General features: G+C 64.5%; 11 protein-coding genes. 6 read left to right on the top strand and 5 right to left on the bottom strand.

Translation table 11 applies throughout. The features are described from left to right. Window positions 1–87: 87 nt before the first annotated feature. Window positions 88–1,467 (bottom strand): MFS transporter, encoded by a 1,380-nt coding sequence (locus ACODTA_RS14245; RefSeq protein WP_489066572.1) that lies wholly within the window; start codon window positions 1,465–1,467, stop codon window positions 88–90. 117 nt (window positions 1,468–1,584) lie between these two features. Here ACODTA_RS14245 and ACODTA_RS14240 point away from each other — a divergent pair, with 117 nt between their 5' ends. Both ACODTA_RS14240 and ACODTA_RS14235 read left to right on the top strand, forming a co-directional pair. Beyond that, entirely contained in the window at window positions 1,585–3,603 is a 2,019-nt protein-coding gene (locus tag ACODTA_RS14240; protein WP_489066571.1) for a cellulase family glycosylhydrolase, read from the top strand. 3 nt (window positions 3,604–3,606) lie between these two features. Further along, window positions 3,607–5,178 (top strand): class I adenylate-forming enzyme family protein, encoded by a 1,572-nt coding sequence (locus tag ACODTA_RS14235; protein ID WP_489066570.1) that lies wholly within the window; start codon window positions 3,607–3,609, stop codon window positions 5,176–5,178. 3 nt (window positions 5,179–5,181) lie between these two features. On the opposite strand, the gene ACODTA_RS14230 is transcribed toward ACODTA_RS14235, so the two are convergent. Beyond that, window positions 5,182–6,189 (bottom strand): cyanophycinase, encoded by a 1,008-nt coding sequence (locus tag ACODTA_RS14230; protein ID WP_489066569.1) that lies wholly within the window; start codon window positions 6,187–6,189, stop codon window positions 5,182–5,184. Between the two features lie 217 nt (window positions 6,190–6,406). Here ACODTA_RS14230 and ACODTA_RS14225 point away from each other — a divergent pair, with 217 nt between their 5' ends. Genes ACODTA_RS14225 through ACODTA_RS14215 form a run of 3 tightly spaced genes read left to right on the top strand, consistent with a single transcriptional unit; the run spans window position 6,407 to window position 11,726 of the window. After that, window positions 6,407–9,199, top strand: coding sequence for a TonB-dependent receptor plug domain-containing protein (locus ACODTA_RS14225; RefSeq protein ID WP_489066568.1), 2,793 nt, complete (start codon window positions 6,407–6,409; stop codon window positions 9,197–9,199). An 11-nt stretch (window positions 9,200–9,210) separates the two neighbouring features. Then, window positions 9,211–10,716, top strand: a complete 1,506-nt coding sequence (locus ACODTA_RS14220; RefSeq protein ID WP_489066567.1) for an N-acyl-D-amino-acid deacylase family protein — start codon at window positions 9,211–9,213, stop codon at window positions 10,714–10,716. Further along, window positions 10,713–11,726 (top strand): N-acetyltransferase DgcN family protein, encoded by a 1,014-nt coding sequence (locus ACODTA_RS14215; RefSeq protein WP_489066566.1) that lies wholly within the window; start codon window positions 10,713–10,715, stop codon window positions 11,724–11,726. Before ACODTA_RS14220 ends, ACODTA_RS14215 begins: the two co-directional genes overlap by 4 nt. On the opposite strand, the gene ACODTA_RS14210 is transcribed toward ACODTA_RS14215, so the two are convergent. Then, window positions 11,727–12,623 (bottom strand): MurR/RpiR family transcriptional regulator, encoded by an 897-nt coding sequence (locus ACODTA_RS14210; RefSeq protein WP_489066565.1) that lies wholly within the window; start codon window positions 12,621–12,623, stop codon window positions 11,727–11,729. A gap of 226 nt (window positions 12,624–12,849) precedes the next feature. Here ACODTA_RS14210 and ACODTA_RS14205 point away from each other — a divergent pair, with 226 nt between their 5' ends. After that, entirely contained in the window at window positions 12,850–14,172 is a 1,323-nt protein-coding gene (locus tag ACODTA_RS14205) for an APC family permease (protein ID WP_489066564.1), read from the top strand. Window positions 14,173–14,179: 7 nt separating this feature from the next. On the opposite strand, the gene ACODTA_RS14200 is transcribed toward ACODTA_RS14205, so the two are convergent. Continuing rightward, window positions 14,180–16,573 (bottom strand): CaiB/BaiF CoA transferase family protein, encoded by a 2,394-nt coding sequence (locus tag ACODTA_RS14200; protein WP_489066563.1) that lies wholly within the window; start codon window positions 16,571–16,573, stop codon window positions 14,180–14,182. Window positions 16,574–16,641: 68 nt separating this feature from the next. Then, window positions 16,642–18,711: a PQQ-dependent dehydrogenase, methanol/ethanol family gene (locus tag ACODTA_RS14195; protein ID WP_489066785.1), complete on the bottom strand. Its 2,070-nt coding sequence runs from the start codon at window positions 18,709–18,711 to the stop codon at window positions 16,642–16,644. Between the last annotated feature and the right edge of the window lie 96 nt (window positions 18,712–18,807).

The raw sequence follows: 18,807 nt of genomic DNA, 5'->3' as shown, positions 1-18,807 counted from the left end.
TTCTCCCCTATATTTGATTCGTATATTGTTATTATGATGATTTTCGACCGAATCTTGGCTTATGTCAATTGGTCGATCGCAAATGACTCAATCGCCAGCATGAGTAACAGTCAGCCGGCGCTCGGCCAGTTCGCGTGAGATGCGCTCATGCTCGCCGCGCCGGAGCGGATGGAGCCACATCGCGACCGCCGCCATAATCAGCCCGATCGTCGGGAAGACGGTGATGATCAGCTTGATCCCCTCCAGCGTTTCCGGGGTCTGGGGCTGGTTGGGGATATAGCCGACCAGATCCAGCATCACGCCGAGCAGACCGGCCGCCAGCCCGAGCGCGACCTTCTGGAAGAAGATGCCGAAGCCGAAGATGAAGGATTCAGCGCGTACGCCCGAGCGCCATTCGCCATATTCGACGGTGTCGGGCAGCATCGACCAATAGGTCATGTTGAGCCCCAATATGGCGACATGGAGGAACAGGAACATCAGCGACGCGCCAACGACGTCGCGGATATCGAGCAGCGAAAAGATCGCGAGACCGACCAGCGCCCAGCCGGTGGCGGTAAACCAGGCGCCGCGCTTGCCCGTCAGCTTGGTGACATAGACCCAGCTCGGAATGATCAACAGGCCGGCGGCGGACTTGATCGAGAGCGCATAGCGCGCGCTCCCCTCATCATGGACGAAATATTTGAAATAATAGAGCACCGACTTGCCGATCACCGTGCTGCACAGGGCGGCGGAGGTGATCGCCACCATCACCAGCCAGAAGGCGCGGTTGACGCGGATCGATCGCCAATAGTCACGCATGCGGGGCATCGGCTGATTGTCCGATGCCAGCACGGGCTCACGCGTCGCCAGGAAGACGAGCGGCAGGATCGAGGTGGAGACGAGCGCGATCGTGCAGGCGGCGTAGAAGAAGCCCCGCGCCTGATCGCCACCGCCGAACAGCGCGACCATCGGCTGGGTCAGGAACGAGATGGTGAGCCCCGCCAGCGTCGCGAAGAACATGCGGAAGCCGGCAAGGCCGTTGCGCTCGTCCGAACTGGTAGTGATCCGCGCGGTCAGCGAGGAATAGGGGATGGAGACCGCGGTATAGGCGACGCGGAACACCAGATGCGTCGCGAGCACGACAGCGATCAGGCCGAGACCGTCGAGCGCCGGCTTCCAGTAGAGCGCCGCGAAGGAGAAGCCGAGCGGGACCGCACCCATCAGGATCCAAGGCCTGTAGCGCCCCCAGCGCGTGCGCGTACGATCCGCGACCGCGCCCATCACCGGATCGATCGCGCCGTCGAAGATCGAGGCGATCATGTAGATCAGGCCCGCCGTGGTCGCCGGCAGGCCGACGACGTCGGTGTAATAATACATCAGGAAGAGCGAGATGCTCTGCCAATAGAGATTGCAGGCATAGTCGCCGATCGCGAACCCCGCCTTGCGCTTCATGCTCAGGCGCTGCGCGCCCTGCTCGCCTTCGGACACTCTCCACCCTCCACCGTCAGCGCCTTCTTGGCGCCAATTTTCGATATAAATTTGCCTTGACTGTATGTTTTCGATCCATTTTTATGGTGATCGATCAATTTGAGCAAGGTTGAACATATGAGCGCCGGCCGCAACCCGCATCTTCCGACCATCCGCATCGACGGACCAAGGCTCGTCGACGCGAGCGGCCGCCAGGTGATCCTGCGCGGCGTCAATCTGGGCGGCGACTGCAAGGTGCCCTGGCCCGATGGCGGCACGCAGTTTCCGGGCGACTTCGCCGATCACCGCGAAGCGTCGTTCGTCGGGCGCCCCTTTGCCGTAGCGGAGGCCGACGCGCATCTTGGCCGGCTCGCGCATTGGGGGTTCAACTGCCTGCGCCTGCTCACCACCTGGGAAGCGGTCGAACATGCCGGGCCCGGCCTGCACGACCAGGAATATCTGGACTATTTCACCGAAATCTGCGGCCGCGCGGCGCATCATGGCCTCTATCTCTTCGTCGATTTCCATCAGGACGTCTGGAGCCGGATGACAGGCGGCGACGGCGCACCGGGCTGGACCTTCGAGGCGGCCGGGCTCGACTTCACCAGATTCCACGCCGCCGGCGCCGCGCATGTGATGCAGCATGTCTATGACTATGCGAGCGGTGTGAAGCGCCAGGACGATTATCCGCAGATGAGCTGGGGCACAAATTACCGCCTGCCCGCCAATGCGATCATGTGGACATTGTTCTGGGGCGGCCGGCTGCTGACGCCCGATCGCCGCGTCGCTGGCGAGAATATCCAGGACTATCTGCAGCGCCACTATCTGGGATCGATGGACGCGGTCGCGGGGCGTATACGGGAGATGCCGCACGTCCTGGGCTTCGACACGCTCAACGAGCCGGGCACGGGCTGGATCGGCGAGCGGCTGAGCTATCGGCATGTCGCGCCAAGCGAGGAGAACAATACGCGGGCGCGCCCTGGCAAGGCGATGTCCGCGCTCGACGGCCTCGCCGCCGCGCGCGGTTTGCCGGTCGAAGTGCCGATCCTGAAACGCAATGCCCAAACCAGCATCGCCGAGCCTGCCGGCCACGGCGTGGTCAATCCGCAAGGCATCTCGATCTGGCGCGACGGCATCAACTGCCCGTTCGAGGCGGCAGGCGCCTACACGATCCAGAATGGCGTCGCGGCCGCACTGGACGAGGAATTCTTCCGCACGCGCGACGGCCGCCGCATCACCGTTTCGGAGGACGGCTTCGGCCCGCTCTTCCATAAGGTCGCTGAAACAGTCCGCGCGCATAATCCGGACTGGCTGGTCTTCGCCGAACTCGATGCGATGGGCGCGGCCGCCGGCCGCCCCTTCCCCGTCGCGATGCCCGAACGAACGGTCAATGCAAGCCATTGGTACGATGCCTCGACGCTCTATCTGAAGAGCTTCGACCCGCAGAATTCGTTCGATTTCGTGACCGGCGCACGCGCCTCCGGCGAGGAACAGGTGCTGGCGCGCTTTATCGACCAGATGGCGCACAAGGCCGCGCCGGCCGAGCGCTTCTCACCACAGGGCGCGCCTTCGCTGGTCGGCGAGTTCGGCATTCCCTTCGATCTGGACGAGGGCGAAGCCTATGACGCCTGGGCGAACGGCACCCGCGATCCTGCGATCTGGGACAAGCATGTCCTCCTGCTCGGGCTGATGTACGACGCGCTCGACGCGCTGCTGCTCCATGCGACGCAGTGGAACTACACCGCGTCGAACCGCAACGACCTGCGCATCGGCGACAACTGGAACCAGGAGGATCTGTCGATCTTCTCGCTCGATCAGCAGGTCGATCCCGCCGATCCCGATTCCGCCGACCCCGATTCTGGCGGTCGAGCCATCGCGGGCTTCTGCCGTCCCTTCGCACATGCCGTTCAGGGCCGGATCGGCAGCATGCATTTCGACCGGGCATCGCGCCGCTTCACGCTCCGGTTCGATGCCGATCCCGCGATCGCCGGGCCGAGCCGGATCTACGTGCCCCGCAGCCGATACCCCGAAGGCTTCTCGACGCGGGTCACGGGCGACGATAGTGCGGACATCGTCGCATCGGATCAATTCGTGCAGATCGATGCGACGCGCGCGGGCCGGATCGAAGTCGTCATCGAGCCGCGGCCGGCCGGCTGACCCATGCACGCGGAACCGATCGCCATGCCGCTCGACACCTTCGCCGCATTGCCAGACCTTGTACGCGTCCATGCGCGCAACGCCGGTGGCCATATCGCCTTGATCCACGGCGAAACGCAGCTCGATTACGGCGCACTCGACGCCCGCATGGACCGGATCGCCGCCGGACTGCAGCGCGACGGCATCGGCAAGGGCGACGTGGTCGCGATCGTCGCCGCGACATCGATCGACCATATCGCGCTGTTCCTCGCGATCCTGCGGGCCGGCGGTATCGTCGCGCCGATCGCCACCTCGTCGAGTCCCGACGCGCTCGCCGCCGTGGTCGCGGACAGCGGTGCGAAACTGGTGTTCGTCGATACGACGACCGGCGCGCGCTTCGCGGAGGCACTGTCCGACGCGACGGTGATCGCGTTCGACGAGGACGCGCCGATCGGCATGCCGCTTTCCCGCTGGCTGCCGGCGGAAGGTACCGCACCCACGCCGGTGGCACTGGCGCCGGAGGACATATTCAATATCATCTATTCCTCAGGCACCACCGGCAGCCCCAAAGGCATCGTCCAGGATCACTTCATGCGCTGGCAGCATGTCCTGCGTGGGCGGATGGCCGGTTATGCGGCCGATGCGGTGGCGATCATCTCGACGCCACTCTGCTCCAACACCACGCTCGTCAGTGTCGTGCCTGCGCTCGCCAATGGCGGCACATTGGTGCTGATGGAGAAGTTCGACGCGCGGCGTTTCCTCGAACTCGCGGAACGCCACCGCGTCACCCATGCCATGCTCGTACCCGTCCAGTATCGGCGGCTGATGAGCGATCCGGAATTCGACCGGTTCGACCTGTCGGCATTCCGGATGAAGACCTGCACCAGCGCGCCCTTCGCCGCCGATCTGAAGGCGGAGATCCTAGGGCGCTGGCCGGGCGGGCTCATCGAGATCTATGGCATGACCGAAGGCGGCGGCACCGCGACGCTTGCGGCCCATCTCCATCCAGACAAGCTCGACACGGTCGGCGTGCCGGTCGATGGGCATGTCATGCGTGTGATCGACGAGGATGGCCGGCTGTTGCCGCCGGGCAGCGTGGGCGAGATCGTCGGCCATTCGCCGCTGATGATGCGGCAATATCATAATCGCCCGGCGCAGACGCGCGATGCCGAATGGTATGACGAGCAGGGCCGCCGCTATATCCGCACCGGCGATATCGGCCGCTTCGACGATGACGGTTTCCTCACCCTGCTCGATCGCCGCAAGGATGTGGTGATCTCAGGCGGCTTCAACGTCTATCCCTCCGATATCGAAGCCGCGATGCGCGAGCATCCGGCGATCGAGGATGTCGCGGTGGTTGGCATGCCGTCCAGCGAATGGGGCGAGACACCCGTCGCCTTCGTCGTCCGGCGTGCCGGAAACGAAACCCCGGCGGCGGAGATCCGCAACTGGCTCAACGAACGCGTCGGCAAGACCCAGCGGATCAGCGACATCGTCGAGATCGATGCGCTGCCGCGCAGCGAGATCGGCAAGGTGCTGAAGCGCGAATTGCGCGACATGGCACTCGACAGCGACGGACATCGCCGCCGGAGCTGAACGCTATTTCCGGAGCGGCAATTCGTCGATCCTGCCACCAGCGAGCCGGTAGACGCGGCGGAAACTCGGCCTCTCGACAGTGCCCGCCGGCAGATGCAGCACGGAGCCCTTGCCAACCCCGGTCACATCGACGCGCGCGACGGTCAACGGTCCCTTTGCTCGCAATCCGCGCAACGCCTTGCCATCGACCAGCCAGGCCGCACCATCGGGCTTGGGCGTGAAAAGCCGGGCCGTGCCATCGGGTTCGACCGCGAGCGCCGCATCCTCGTCGACACCAAGCCCCAGCATCGGCCGCTCCCGACCTGATGCGCCCTGCTGCGCCTTGGCAAGGAACGCCATCAGCCGCCCCAGCCGGTCGCGCTCCCTGAAATGCGTATCGGTCAGGATGCCGCGCAACAGCGCGATATGGAGGAAATCGCGTTCGATGGTATTCGCCGGACCGAACGGATCGGCCAGGGCCTCGGCGCTCGTCAGGCTGCCGCCGTCCATCGCGCCGTAAAGCCGCTCGCCGAGCATCGCGAGCCCAGCGCTCGTTCCCGCGATCGGCTTGCCCGCCGCGACATGCGCGTCGAGGGCCGCGGCAACCGGCGTTCCCTTCCAGTAACGCACATAATTGGCCTGATCGCCGCCGGCGATGAAAATGCCGTCGGCGCGCGCGAGCCGCGCCAGCATCCGTGGATCGCCCGACGCCGCGCGATCGGAAAAAACGAAAGTTTCCGCCGAAGCGATGCCGCCGATCTCACGATAGAATTCCTCGCTCGCCTCGCCCCCATAGGATGCGCGCAAGATCACGATATGCCCCTGCCCCGCCTTGGAGAAGAACCAGCGCATCGCCGCGAGGTCGCGATCGCCGCCGCCCATCAGCAGCAGGCCGCCCGACACCGGCCCAGGCGTCGGCGCGGCGGGATCGCCGGCCACATAATGCGCAAGGCCATTCGCGGGCGCCGCAATCGCCCCCGCTGCCAGCCATGTCGCAAGCAGGATGCTTCCGATGAGCCTGAGCAAATTCATCCGCTTCTCCGACATGGTCGACCGGAGCGCCACTGTTGCCAATCCGCACCGCAAAACCGCAAACCGACGATCCAAACGCTATTTCTGTCGCATGGCGGATGCAATGTTGCTACCGAAATCGTGTCAGAAAATTTGCATATATGCTTTTCTGATCATAATTTGACGAAGATTCCGATCGTCACTGGGGAAGGACGCTCGGCTGAACCAGGGGGTGTCGATGATGATCGCACGCAATGCATTTCGGATTTCACTGGCGCTGGGATGCGGCGTCTTCGCGCTGGTCGCGCCCGCGCTCGCGCAGGACACCCAGGGCGACGCCGCGCCCTCCGAGGAAATCATCGTCACCGGATCGCGTATTCCGCGTGTATCCGAAGAAGGGCCGGCGCCGATCACGGTGATCAATTCCGACATGATCCGATCGAACGGCTATACCAGCGTTCCGGACATTCTGCGCGCGGTCACCCAGAATGGCGGCGAGACGCAGAGCCAGCAATCGTTCAGCGGTGCCAGCTTCACGCCGGGCGCGCAGCAGGTGGATCTGCGCGGGCTTGGCCCCAATCATACGCTGGTGCTGGTCAATGGCCGGCGCATCGCGGATTTCCCGCTGCCCTTCCAGGGCCGCAGCAATTTCACCGACATCTCCAACCTGCCGGTCGGCCTGATCGAACGCGTCGAAGTGCTGAGCGGCAGCGCGTCGGCCATCTACGGGTCCGACGCGATCGCGGGCGTGATCAACTTCAAGATGAAGGAACGCGTCGATGGCACCACCATCGACTATCGCGCCGGCTTTACCGAGCATGGCGGCGGCATGTCGCACCGCGCCACACTGACCAGCGGCTGGTCCACCGATCGCTTCAACATCGTCGGCGGCATCGAATATCTGCATCAGCGGCCGCTCTGGGCCTATACGCGCAAGATCCAGGACAGCACGGAGGACAACCCGGTGACGCCGCTCGCCCGGCGCGTCTTCCTGCGCTACAATCCCGACGAGGACATTTATGTCGATCCGGGCGCCGCGACCTGCGCCAGCCTCGCCTATCTCAATCGTGGCAGCACCATCTACACCTCACGCGCGCGCTATGGCGAATATGATCCGGTGATCGACGATTACGGCCCCGGCTATTTCTGCGGCAGCCGGAGCTCGATCGGTTACGGCACCGTCATTTCGCAGCGCAAGGGATTCAACAGCTTCGCATCCGCCGGATACGAACTGTCCGACACCGCCAAATTGTTCGTCGATGCGCAGTTCGGCATCAGCAATGTCGCGCTGATGCCCGATGTGCTGAGCTGGGCGTTCCAGGACGCGTCAGGCAGCAGCGACACCACCTTCTACAACAGCTATGACGGCGTGCTCGACGACTGGTCCCGGCAGTTCACGCCCGAGGAAGCCGGCGGCTTCCGAAAGACGATGATCCGCAACAAGCAGAAGACGTTCAGCATCACGCCGGGCGTTCGGGGCAATTTCGCGGAAACGTGGAACTACGAAGTCTCGTTCAACCACAGCGAATACAGGTCGGTGGTGAAATTCCCCGAGGTGATCGCCGCCAAGGCCAATACGCTGTTCCTGGGCCAGCAACTCGGCGTCGATCCGGACAGCGGATATCCGATCTTCAACGCCAATCCGAGCCGGCTCTACAAGCCGCTGACCGAAGCGGAATATGACAGCATCGCGGTCAACAGCATCTATCGTCCCCGGAGCTGGACCGACAATTTCTCGGCGACGATCAACACGACCGAACTGTTCCAGCTTCCCGCCGGCCCGATCGGCTTCGCCGCGATCGGCGAATATGGCAAGCAGGGCTACGACCTCAATCCCGACCCGCTGGCGCTGACCGACTATTATTACGGATTGAAGGACAGTGACGGCGTCGGCCGGCGTACCCATTGGGCGCTGGGCGGCGAGTTGCGCGTGCCCGTCACCAGCTTCCTCCAGATTTCCGGCGCGGCGCGCTATGATCATTTCAGCTTCGCCGGCAGCAACATCGGCAAGTTCACCTATAATGGCGGGCTGGAACTGCGGCCGACGTCGACGCTGCTGATCCGTGCCGCCTATGGCACGGGCTTCCGCGCGCCCGACCTCCATTATGTGTTCACCGGGCCGGGCAATACCCATCCTTCGGCCGACGATTATTATCTCTGCCGCAGGGATCAGCCCGACGAGGATATCGCCGATTGCGATTATTCGGGGGTCGGCATCGTCGCGCAGCGCAACGGCAATCGCCTGCTGAAGCCGGAAACCAGCAAATCGCTGAACGCCGGCATCGTCTGGGCGCCGTCACGCAATTTCGACGTCTCGGTCGATTATTTCCGGGTCTCGCTTTCCAACCAGGTCCAGGATCTCAGCATCGACAGGCTGCTCAGGACCGAAGCGGACTGCCGCCTGCGCAAGACGGAGGGCGGCGCGCCGGTCGATATCAACACGCCGACCTGCCAGGATGCCCTCACGCGCGTGAAGCGCTTCACCAGCGGCGTGCTGGAGGGCGAACTCGACTCGGTCTCGATCAACCCGATCAACGTCTCGCACGAAAAGACCAGCGGCATCGACGTGGCGATCCATGGCCGGCTGCCGACCAGCTTCGGCGAATTCGCCCTGTCGGTCGCGCACACCCATGTGTTCGATCACGATTTCCGCCAATATGACGGCGATCCGGTCATCAACAAGCTGGCGGCTGATAGCAGCTATTATATCCCGCGCGACAAGACGACCGCGAGCATCACCTATTCGGTCGAAGGGCTGAAATGGACGGTATCGGGCAACCGGCTCGGCAAGCTGCCCAATTATGGCGAGGATGGCTATATCAAGGCGAGCTATCTGTTCAATTCGACGCTGCAATATGATTTCACCGATCATCTGCGCGGATCGCTGACCGTCACCAACCTGCTCGATGAAAAGCCGGTCAAGGATCCGACCTACACCGCCTATCCCTATTACGACATCAGTTGGTTCGACAGCGTCGGCCGCAGTTTCTTCCTGCAACTGACCTATAAGCTCGGCGGAGAGAAGCTCTGATCCGTCGCCCCTTGCCGGCCAGCCTGATCGCGCTGGCCGGCGCGCTGCTCGCGATCGCCCCCGCGTCGGCGGAGGATCTGCTGATCGAGAATGCCTCGGTCGTCGACGGCACCGGCGCCGGGGCCAGGACGACGGACGTTCGCATTCGTGGCGACCGGATCGTCGCGATCGGCGCGCTCGATCCGCAACGCGGGGAAACGGTGATCGACGCCAGGGGGCTTACCCTCGCCCCCGGCTTCATCGACACACACAGCCATCATGCGAGCGGCCTTGCCGGCGATCCCGGCGCGGCGGCGGTGGTGAGCCAGGGCGTGACGACGATCGTCGCCGGGCAGGATGGCGGATCGGTCGTACCGCTGTCCGGTTTTTTCAAGACGCTCGAAGCCAAGCCCGCCGCGATCAACGTCGCATCCTATTCCGGACATAACAGCCTGCGCGGCACGGTGCTGGGTCAGGATTTCAAGCGCAGAGCGACATCCGCGGAAGTCGAGAAGATGCGCATGCTGCTTGCCGACGACATGGCGGCGGGCGCGCTCGGCCTGTCGACCGGCCTCGAATATGATCCGGGCATCTATTCGGACAAGGGCGAAGTGCTGACGCTCGCCGGCGAGGCGGCCAGGCATGGCGGGCGCTATATCAGCCATCTCCGCAGCGAGGATCGCGACGTCTGGGCCGCGCTCGACGAGCTGGTCGAGATCGGTCGCAAGACCGGCATGCCGGTGCAGGTGTCGCATGCGAAGCTGGCAATGACCGACTGGTGGGGACAGGCTGATCGTTACCTGGCCGTGCTCGACAAGGCACGCGTCGACGGGATCGACGCGACGCTCGACGTCTATCCCTATCCCTATTGGCACAGCACGCTGACGGTGCTGTGGCCGGAACGCAATTTCGGCGACCGGCCGACCGCGGACTTCATCCTGAAACATCTGGTGCCAGCCAAAGGGCTGCTCATCGCCGGCTTCCCGCCCGATCCGGGGCTGGCGGGCAAGACGGTGGCTGCGATCGCCTTGCAGCGTGGAACCGACGAAGTCTCGACACTGATGGCGCTGGTCGACGAGATCGAACGCGCGAAAAGCGGCGCCAATGTGATCGCGACCAGCATGGACGAGCGCGACATCGCCAAATTTGTCGCCTGGCCGCACGCGAACTTCTCGTCGGACGGCGCTATCGGCGGCCGCCATCCGCGCGGCGCCGGCGCCTTCACGCGCGCGCTGCGCATTTATGTGCGCGAAACGGGACTGCTGACGATCGAGCAGGCGATCCACAAGATGACCGCATTGTCCGCCGCGCATATGGGGCTGAAGGATCGCGGCGTCATCCGCGCCGGCGCCTTCGCCGATCTGGTGCTGTTCGATCCGAAGACCGTGACCGACCGCGCCACCACCGATGATCCCACCGCCCTGTCCGACGGGATCGCGCGCGTCTGGGTGAACGGTGCGCTCGTTTTCAACGGCGGCAAGAGCACGGGCGCGCATCCCGGCCGCGTACTGCGTCGCGAAGGAACCACTGCACGATGAATCCGATCTCCAGCCCCTATCTGCTCTTCCTTGGCAATGCGCCCGATCGCCTGATCGCCAAGACCGCCTGCGGGATCCTGCAATGGCGCCCCGAACTGTGCATCGGCCAACTCAGACTGGGTAACGACACCGTCGATCTCGGCCTGCCGGACATGACGCCGGCCCAGGCCAGGGCTGCGGGCGCCGGCAGCATCGTCATCGGGATCGCTCCGCTCGGCGGCGGGCTGGAGCCCGCATGGATCCCGCCGCTGCTCGCCGCACTGGAAGCGGGTCTGGACATCGCCAGCGGCCTGCATACGCGACTGCGAGACCATCCCGTGCTGGCTCCGGCCGCGGCGAAGGCGGGCCGGTCGCTCCATGACGTCCGGCACGGCGAAGGCCCTTTCCCCGTCGCATCGGGGCGCAAGCGTTCGGGCAGGCGGCTGCTGACGGTGGGTACCGATTGCGCGGTCGGCAAGAAGTACACCGCGCTCGCCATCCATCGCGCGCTACGCGAACGCGGCATCGACGCGACGTTTCGCGCGACCGGGCAGACCGGAATCCTGATCGCCGGCGGCGGCATCGCGATCGACGCGACCATTTCCGATTTCGCGGCCGGCGCGGCCGAGATGCTTTCGCCCGACAATGGCCCCGCTCATTGGGACGTGATCGAGGGGCAGGGATCCTTGTTTCATCCCGGCTATGCCGCCGTCAGCCTGGCGCTGCTCCATGGGTCGCAACCTGATGCGATCATGATCTGCCACGATCCGGCCCGCACCCATATCGACGGTTATCCGGATTATCCGCTGCCCTCGCTCCAGCGCTGTATCGAGGACAATGTCCGCGCGGCGCAGCTCACCAATCCGGCGGCGCGCGCGATCGGGATCTCGCTCGACACCAGCCGGATGAGCGAGACCGAGCGCAACGCGACGATCGCGAAAGTGGCGGCGGAAACGGGCCTGCCCGTCATCGATCCGATCGCGACCGGTGCGGCCGCGATCGTCGATCGGATGGCCGAACTCGGCGCCTGATCACCCCTCGCCGCGCTGCTTGCGCGGCGTCTGGCCGACATGGCCGGTGAATTCCTGATAGAGTTCCGAAATGCGCGACAGCCTGGGTTCGGCGCTCGCGCCCAGCTTGAGCACCACCGCGTTCGAGAGCAATGTCAGCGCCGCGACCATCGGCACCAGCGTGTCCCAGAACATCGCGCTTTCGGTCGGCAGCGCCAGCACATGCGGGGTGTATTGGTGCGCCCAATGGCAATATTTGTCGGTGATGAAGACCAGCGCGATGCCGGCCTTTTGCGCGTGGCGCGCCAGCATCTGCGCCTGGCGCGAATAGCGGCGCGTCTCGACGATCACGAGCGCCTTTCCGGCGCAATCGTCTGCCAGCACATCGGCGAAATGCCCCGCCGCCAGATCGACCGTCCGCACATTGGGCCGCGCATATTGCAGCATATAGGCGAATTGGGCCGCCATGCCGCGCTCGGGCTGGAAACCCGCCACGTAAAGTTCAGGCGCCTCGGCCAGGATCGTCGCGATCACGTCCCATTCGGGCGTGCGCGCCAGATTATAGACCTCCAGCATGCCGGCGACGTTGAGATCGAAATCGCGCTGCAATTCCGACTTGCCGGCGTCGCTCGCGACAAGCTGGTCGAACTGCTCGCCGCGCGGCCATGGCGTCGCCGCGATGTCGAATTTCAGTTCGGCCTTCAGTTCGCGGAAATTGCGATAGCCCATGCGCCGGCAGAAGCGGCCGACGGTGACCGGGCTGACATCGAGCTTCTTGGCCAGCGAAGACGCGGTTTCGAACGGAACGCTCTGCCGGTCATTGACGACGAAATTCGCGATCAGGCGCTCGGCTTCGGTGAAGGAAGCCATCTCCTCACGCAGTCGTTCTATCAGGCCTGTGCCCCTGCCCACATTCATCGGCGCGACATCGCATGGATCGGCGGCGATTGCCACAAGACTGGATGGATCATCGTCATCGAAGCGTTCCTAGGGTCCGGACGGGACGACCGACTTGTGGCTGGTCTATTCTTTCCATAGGCTAAGATCGAGTTAGAAAAATGACATCGCCGCATCCGCCGGATGCGCATCTTTGGGGGAATGGCATGGCCGATCGTGAAGGATGCGCGCTGGGGCACGCGGCACGATGAACGATATCACGGACGACGCGACGCTCCGTCGCACCCTCGGCCGACGCGACATCGCCATGCTGACGGTGGGCAATGTCATCGGCTCCGGCATTTTCCTGGTTCCGGGGACGGTTGTGACCGCATCGGGCATGAGCGTGGGGCTGGCGATCACGATCTGGGCGATCGGCGCCGCGCTCGCGCTGTGCGGCGCACTCACCTATGCCCGGCTGGCCGAATCCCGGCCCGAGGCGGGTGGCGTCTACGTCTATATCCGCGACGCCTTCGGCCGGACGGCCGGTTTCCTCTTTGGCTGGATGATGCTTTTCGTCGGCATCTCCGGCGCGATCGCCACCCTGGCGAGCGCCTTTGGCAGTATCGTTTCCCGCCTGTTCGCGCTACCTATCGGGTCGACCGCGATCGGATTGCTCGTGGTGCTCGGCATCGGCATCGCCAATTGCGCGTCGATCCGTCGATCGGGCGACGTTCAGAACTGGACCGCTTTGTTCAAGCTGCTGCCGCTGGTCGCGATCGCCATCCTGTTGCTGATACTGCCGGCACCGACGCACGCCGACGCGGGCAGCGCGTTGCAGGCCCCCGCCACCGTCAACATCTCCGTGGCGCTGATCGCCGTGCTATGGGCATTCGAGGGCTGGCAATATGTGACCTATAATTCCGGTGAAGCCGCCGATCCGGCGCGTACGATCCGGTTCGGCCTGATCGCCGGCGTGGTCATCCTGGGCGTCACCTATATGCTGGTGACTCTCGCAGTCAGTCTGTGGCTGCCGCCGGCCGAGCTCGCCTCCGCACCCAATGTGATCGAGGCAGCCTTGAGGGCCGCCGACCTGAACCTGATCGCCAACACCGTCAGCGTGATCATCCTCGTCGCGATCCTGAGCGCCGCGCACGCCACGCTGCTGAGCGGATCGCGCCTGGTCTATGCCATGGCGGTCGACGGGCTGTTGCCGCACGCGCTGGCCGGGCTGTCGGCACGGACGCGCGTGCCTCTGCCCGCCGTGCTGCTCTGCACGATCGTCGCTGCGATCCTGACGGCACTCGGCTCGTTCGACACGTTGCTCGGCTATGTCGTGGTGACGAGCTGGCTGTTCTACGGCCTTGCCGGCCTCGCCGTCTTCCGCCTCGCTCCCGCCGGCGGCGGACGCGGCTTCAGCATCGGCGTCAAGCTCGCCGCCGCGCTGTTCGCAGCCGGAGCATTGCTGGTGATGATCTCCAGCCTGATCAGCGGACCGCCGTCAGCTCGTTATGGCCTGATCATCGTCGCGATCGGCTGGGTGGTCGCCTATGGCTGGTTCCACTGGCGCGATCGCCAGCCTTCAACCTGATGCCGGTTCAGGCGGCCGAAACCCGGCTATCGATCCGGCCCTTGGCGTCGGCGGAAATCGCGATGCGCGCGGCCAGCATCTCGGCCACCTGCGCGTCCGAATAACCAATCTCCGCCAGCAGCTCACGCGTATGTTCGCCCAGCCTGGGTGCCGAACCGCGGCGGATGCCAGGCGTGCCCTTCAGCCGTGTGAGCATGCCGATCTCGCGGATATGGCCGTACATCGAGTCATGCTCCTCCACGACACGGCCGGTTTCGAGCGCCCAATCGTCCCACAGCACCTGTTCGATCCATGAAGTTTCGCGCGCGATCTCGGCGGGGGCGCCGGCCGCGTCGAACGCGGCCTTCGCCTCTTCGGACGTGCGCGCCGCGAAAAAGGGTGCGATCGCGCTCACCAGCAGAACATCATTCGCATCGCGGTCGCGGACGGTGGCGAAGCCCGGATCGCTCGCCAGGCCCGGCTGGCCGATCGCCTGTGCCAGCGCCGCGAAACGCCGGTCGTCGCGGCACGAGATACAGACGAAACCGTCGCGCGTGCGATAGAGCCGATCGAGCGCGTTGAAACCCATCTGCTCCTTGTCGAGCCGGAGCCCGTAAACGACCTGATCGTCGGCATCGAGGAAATGCTCGGACGTGGTGAACAGGCTCGAGTGGAGCTGGGGGCATTCGAAATAATCGCCCGTGCCGCGGTTGCGCCGGCTCTCCAGTGCCATGAGCACGCCGATCGCGCCGAGAAAGCCGTTATTATAATCCTCATTTCCGAACACGGAGCGCGTCGGCGGATTGCCTTCGCCGCCGCCTTCGCGCAGCAGGCCAGTCCATCCGCTGAGCAAGGGCGCGAACGCCTTGAGCATAGCCTTCGGCCCCTTGGAGCCATAGCCGGGCAGATAGCCGTAAAGTAGCTGCGGATTGAGCACGGCCATCGCCTCATAGCCGATGCCCAGCTTGTCCGCTTTTCCGGGCCGGAGATTGTGGAGCATCACGTCAGCGGTGGCGACCAGCTTGCGCGCGGCTTCCAGTCCCTCGGGGCGCTTGAGGTCGAGCACGATATCGCGCTTGCCGCGCTGCGCCGCGCCGAACACATCGGGCAGCGGACGCATCTGATCACCTTCGGGCGTTTCGACCTTGATCACATCGGCGCCAAGATCGGCGAGCAGCCGGCCACCATAGCCCACCGCGAAGAACGAGCTGAAATCGACGATCCGGATTCCTTCGAGCGGATGCGTCAGGCTGCGGCCGCCACCGCCGGGTGCACGACGCCTTCGCATAAGCAGCGCATCGAGTTCGCCATTATGCTCGCCGATGCGCGGCGCCGGCTTCGGCGCGACGGCCGTGGCCTTGGCGAAGCGGTGAACCGGCCCCGCCTGGTAGATGGTGCCGAAATCGGGATCGGGCAGCGCGACGCGTTGTCCGACGAAAGCGACCTGATCGTCGAGCAGGATCTCCGCCGGTTCGAGCACGGGCAGCGCCGCCACATCGGTCTCGTGAAACAGACAGATCCATTCGTCGCGCGGCCGCGCCTTGAACGCCTCGAAAATATCGACGCGCGCGGCCTGATACTCGTCCTCGCTCAGCGGCACCGCCATTTCGGCGCCCTTGATCGCCTGGATGCGGTCGCCAAAGCCAAGCACGTCCATCGCGCGCTTGAAACCGCCCGGTCCGCCCGTGTGCATCTGCAGGAACAGCCCGTCGCCGCATTCGAACATACCGGTCACCAGCCGCACGCTGCCGAAGCGGTCGACCGCGCCGCTGTCGCCCTTCTTGATGTAGGAGATGCCGTCTTCCTGCCACCAGTTGTTCATCGGCGACTGGGCGAGCATCGCATCCATCAGCGACGCTTCCACTTCCTGGCCAAGCCCGGTCTCGCGCTCGGCGCGCAGCGCCGCCAATATATCGATGACCGCAAGGAAGGCCTGACCGTAATGTAGCGCCGGGTAACCCAGATAGATGGGACCATCGCGGAACGAGCTGCGCTTGTCGATCATCGTGCCGAGCAGCGCCGCGGCGAGCGATTCGCCATAGGGTCGGTCGGCAAAGGGCGTGTCTTCACCATAAGCGGTGAGCAGGCAGATGATCAGCCCAGGATTGATCTTCGCCAGCGTCTCGCGGTCGAGTCCCAGTCGCTTCGCCTCGGCGGGTTCGAGCGAAAGGATCAATATGTCCGCGGTTGTCGCCAGTCGCCGCAGCGTGTCGCGGCCTGCCTCACTCTCCAGGTCCATCTCGACGCTGCGCTTGCCCCGGTCCCATGACTTGCGCGTCAGGTCGTTGGCGAAGAAGGTACCACCCACCGGCTCGACCTTGATCACGTCCGCGCCATGATCGGCCAGCAACATGCCGGCAATCGCGCCCGGCATCACCTGCGACGCCTCGATCACGGTCAAACTTTCGAGCGGTCCGGGCATATCGACTCTCTCCTTGTCCCGTACGGCGTACTCAATTTAGCACTACAGTGCAATATTCAGCGATGCCGCTATTTCGCCGGCGCGAGCGATTCCCGGGCGCGCTGCCGAATATAATGCTGCACCCCCCGCGCCTCGGACTCGCTGAGATTGTCGAACTGCGGCATGCCGTTCGACCTCAGCGCCCCGCCGCGCACCACCGCGTTGAACGACTCGAAGTCCAGCGGCGTCGCGGCCTTGCGCAGATCGGGCGCGGCACCGCCGCCGACCATGCCGGCGCCGTGGCAGATCACGCAGCTCGTGTTGAAGATGCCGGCGCCGACCTTGGCCTGCTCGGGATCGATCTTGAAATCGGGATCGTCCTGGATCGGCATCTCCTCCGGCTGGAAAGGCGGCAAGGCAGCCTTGCCCCCGATCGCGAAGGTGAGCACACGGCGCTGCTGCGTTTCGTAATTCCAGTTGGGTTTGCCCGCGAAGCTGCTGCGCCAGCCAGTGATCACGGTGATATATTGGCGGCCGCGCACGCTGTAGGTGATCGGATGGCCGAGGATGCCGTTCTGCGCGTCGAATTCCCAGACCTTGCGGCCGGTGTCGGCGGCATAGGCGACGAGATGGCCGGTATTGAGCCCCTGGAACACCAGATTCCCCGCCGTCGCCATCGTGCCGCCATTGAAGGCGCCGTTCTGCGGCACGCTCCACCGCGCCTTCTGCGCGACGGGGTCCCAGGCGATCAGCTTGCTTTCGGGCGGAGGCGAAGCGATGCCCGGCGGCGGCGCGCCCAGCCCGGTGTTGACGAACATGCCGGGCTTGTACTGCCATTTGGACAGATCGCCGGCGGGATCGACGAAGACGCGGCCGGCATCGGTCGCAGGCAGATAGACCAGCCCCGTCTTCGGACTGAACGACATCGCCTGCACGCCATGCGCGCCCAGCGGCCAGGGATACATCAGGAAGGGTTTGCCGCCGGGATAGCGCGCCTCGGGATTTTCGACCGGACGGCCGGTCTGGAGATCGATGCGGTCGGCCCAGTTGACCTTGGCGAATTTCTCGGCGGAGAGCAGCTTTCCGGTCTCGCGGTCGATCACGTAGAAAAAGCCGTTCTTCGGCGCATGCATCAGGACGGAGCGTTTCCTGCCGTCGATCTCCAGATCGGCGAGTTCGATATCCATTGCATTGTTGAAGTCCCAGCTATTCCCCGGGTTGACCTGGTAATGCCAGACATATTCTCCGGTATCGGCATCGAGCGCGATGATCGACGACAGGAACAGATTGTCGCCGCCGCCGGGGCTGCGGATCTTCTGGTTCCAGGGCCAGCCATTGCCCGTGCCCAGATAGACGCGGTTGAATTTGGGATCATAGGCCATGGCACCCCAGACATTGCCGCCACCGCCGAATTTCCACCATTCGCCGGTCCAGGTCTTGGCCGCCATCTCCATCGCCTTGTTCTCGAAACCTTTCGAGGGATCTCCCGGCACGGTATGGAACCGCCAGACCTGCTTGCCCGTCCCCTGGTCATATGCGGTGACGTAACCGCGCACGGGGCCGTAATCGGCGCCGCCGAAGCCGATCATCACCTTACCGCGGAACACCCATGGCGCACCGGTGATATAGGCCGAGTCGGCCTTGTCGACGGTCTGCACATTCCAGAGCGGTTTGCCGGTCGCTGCGTCGACAGCGATAAGCTGCCCGCCGATGGTGCCGGCGAAGAGCTTGCCATTGTCATAGGCGATTCCACGAATGCCCCAGCCAGCACGCATCTTGTGGCCGGCGGTCTGCCAGGCTTCGGGATCATAGGTCCATAGCAGCTTGCCCGTCGCCGCATCCATCGCATGCAGCACGCTATAGCCCGTCGCGAAATAGAGGATGCCGTCGACTGCGAGTGGCGCGGTGAAGGAATTGAACGTCGCCAGGTCGTGCGACCACACAAGCCCGAGTTCGCCGACATTGCCGTCGTTGATCTGATCGAGCGGGCTGAAATGATCCTCGTCGTCGGTGCGGCCGATGCGCATCCAGTTCGCGCCATCATCCGGAGTCGCCGATGTCGTCGCCAGCGCGCCGCCACCGGCGCCCTGGCAACCATTCAGCACGGCCCCGGCGAGCGCCAGCGCCAGCCATGCCATGATTCGACGTCCGCCCACCATCCTCATCCTCGACTCCAAGCTCTTGTCATGGCTGATTAATTCTAATCATTCGTGCAGAATTACTACCGAATGCCTGCAACGACACGCCCTTGGACA

The sequence above is a fragment of the Sphingomonas sp. FG14 genome (assembly GCF_057809675.1).
This window is presented reverse-complemented; position numbering and strand designations above follow the sequence as displayed.

Excerpts from the sequence above, each read along its gene's own strand:
- ACODTA_RS14240 (WP_489066571.1), top strand. The coding sequence starts at position 1,585 with ATGAGCGCCGGCCGCAACCCGCATCTTCCGACCATCCGCATCGACGGA.
- ACODTA_RS14235 (WP_489066570.1), top strand. The coding sequence starts at position 3,607 with ATGCACGCGGAACCGATCGCCATGCCGCTCGACACCTTCGCCGCATTG.
- ACODTA_RS14230 (WP_489066569.1), bottom strand. The coding sequence starts at position 6,189 with ATGAATTTGCTCAGGCTCATCGGAAGCATCCTGCTTGCGACATGGCTG.
- ACODTA_RS14225 (WP_489066568.1), top strand. The coding sequence starts at position 6,407 with ATGATGATCGCACGCAATGCATTTCGGATTTCACTGGCGCTGGGATGC.
- ACODTA_RS14215 (WP_489066566.1), top strand. The coding sequence starts at position 10,713 with ATGAATCCGATCTCCAGCCCCTATCTGCTCTTCCTTGGCAATGCGCCC.
- ACODTA_RS14210 (WP_489066565.1), bottom strand. The coding sequence starts at position 12,623 with ATGAATGTGGGCAGGGGCACAGGCCTGATAGAACGACTGCGTGAGGAG.
- ACODTA_RS14205 (WP_489066564.1), top strand. The coding sequence starts at position 12,850 with ATGAACGATATCACGGACGACGCGACGCTCCGTCGCACCCTCGGCCGA.
- ACODTA_RS14200 (WP_489066563.1), bottom strand. The coding sequence starts at position 16,573 with ATGCCCGGACCGCTCGAAAGTTTGACCGTGATCGAGGCGTCGCAGGTG.
- ACODTA_RS14195 (WP_489066785.1), bottom strand. The coding sequence starts at position 18,711 with ATGGTGGGCGGACGTCGAATCATGGCATGGCTGGCGCTGGCGCTCGCC.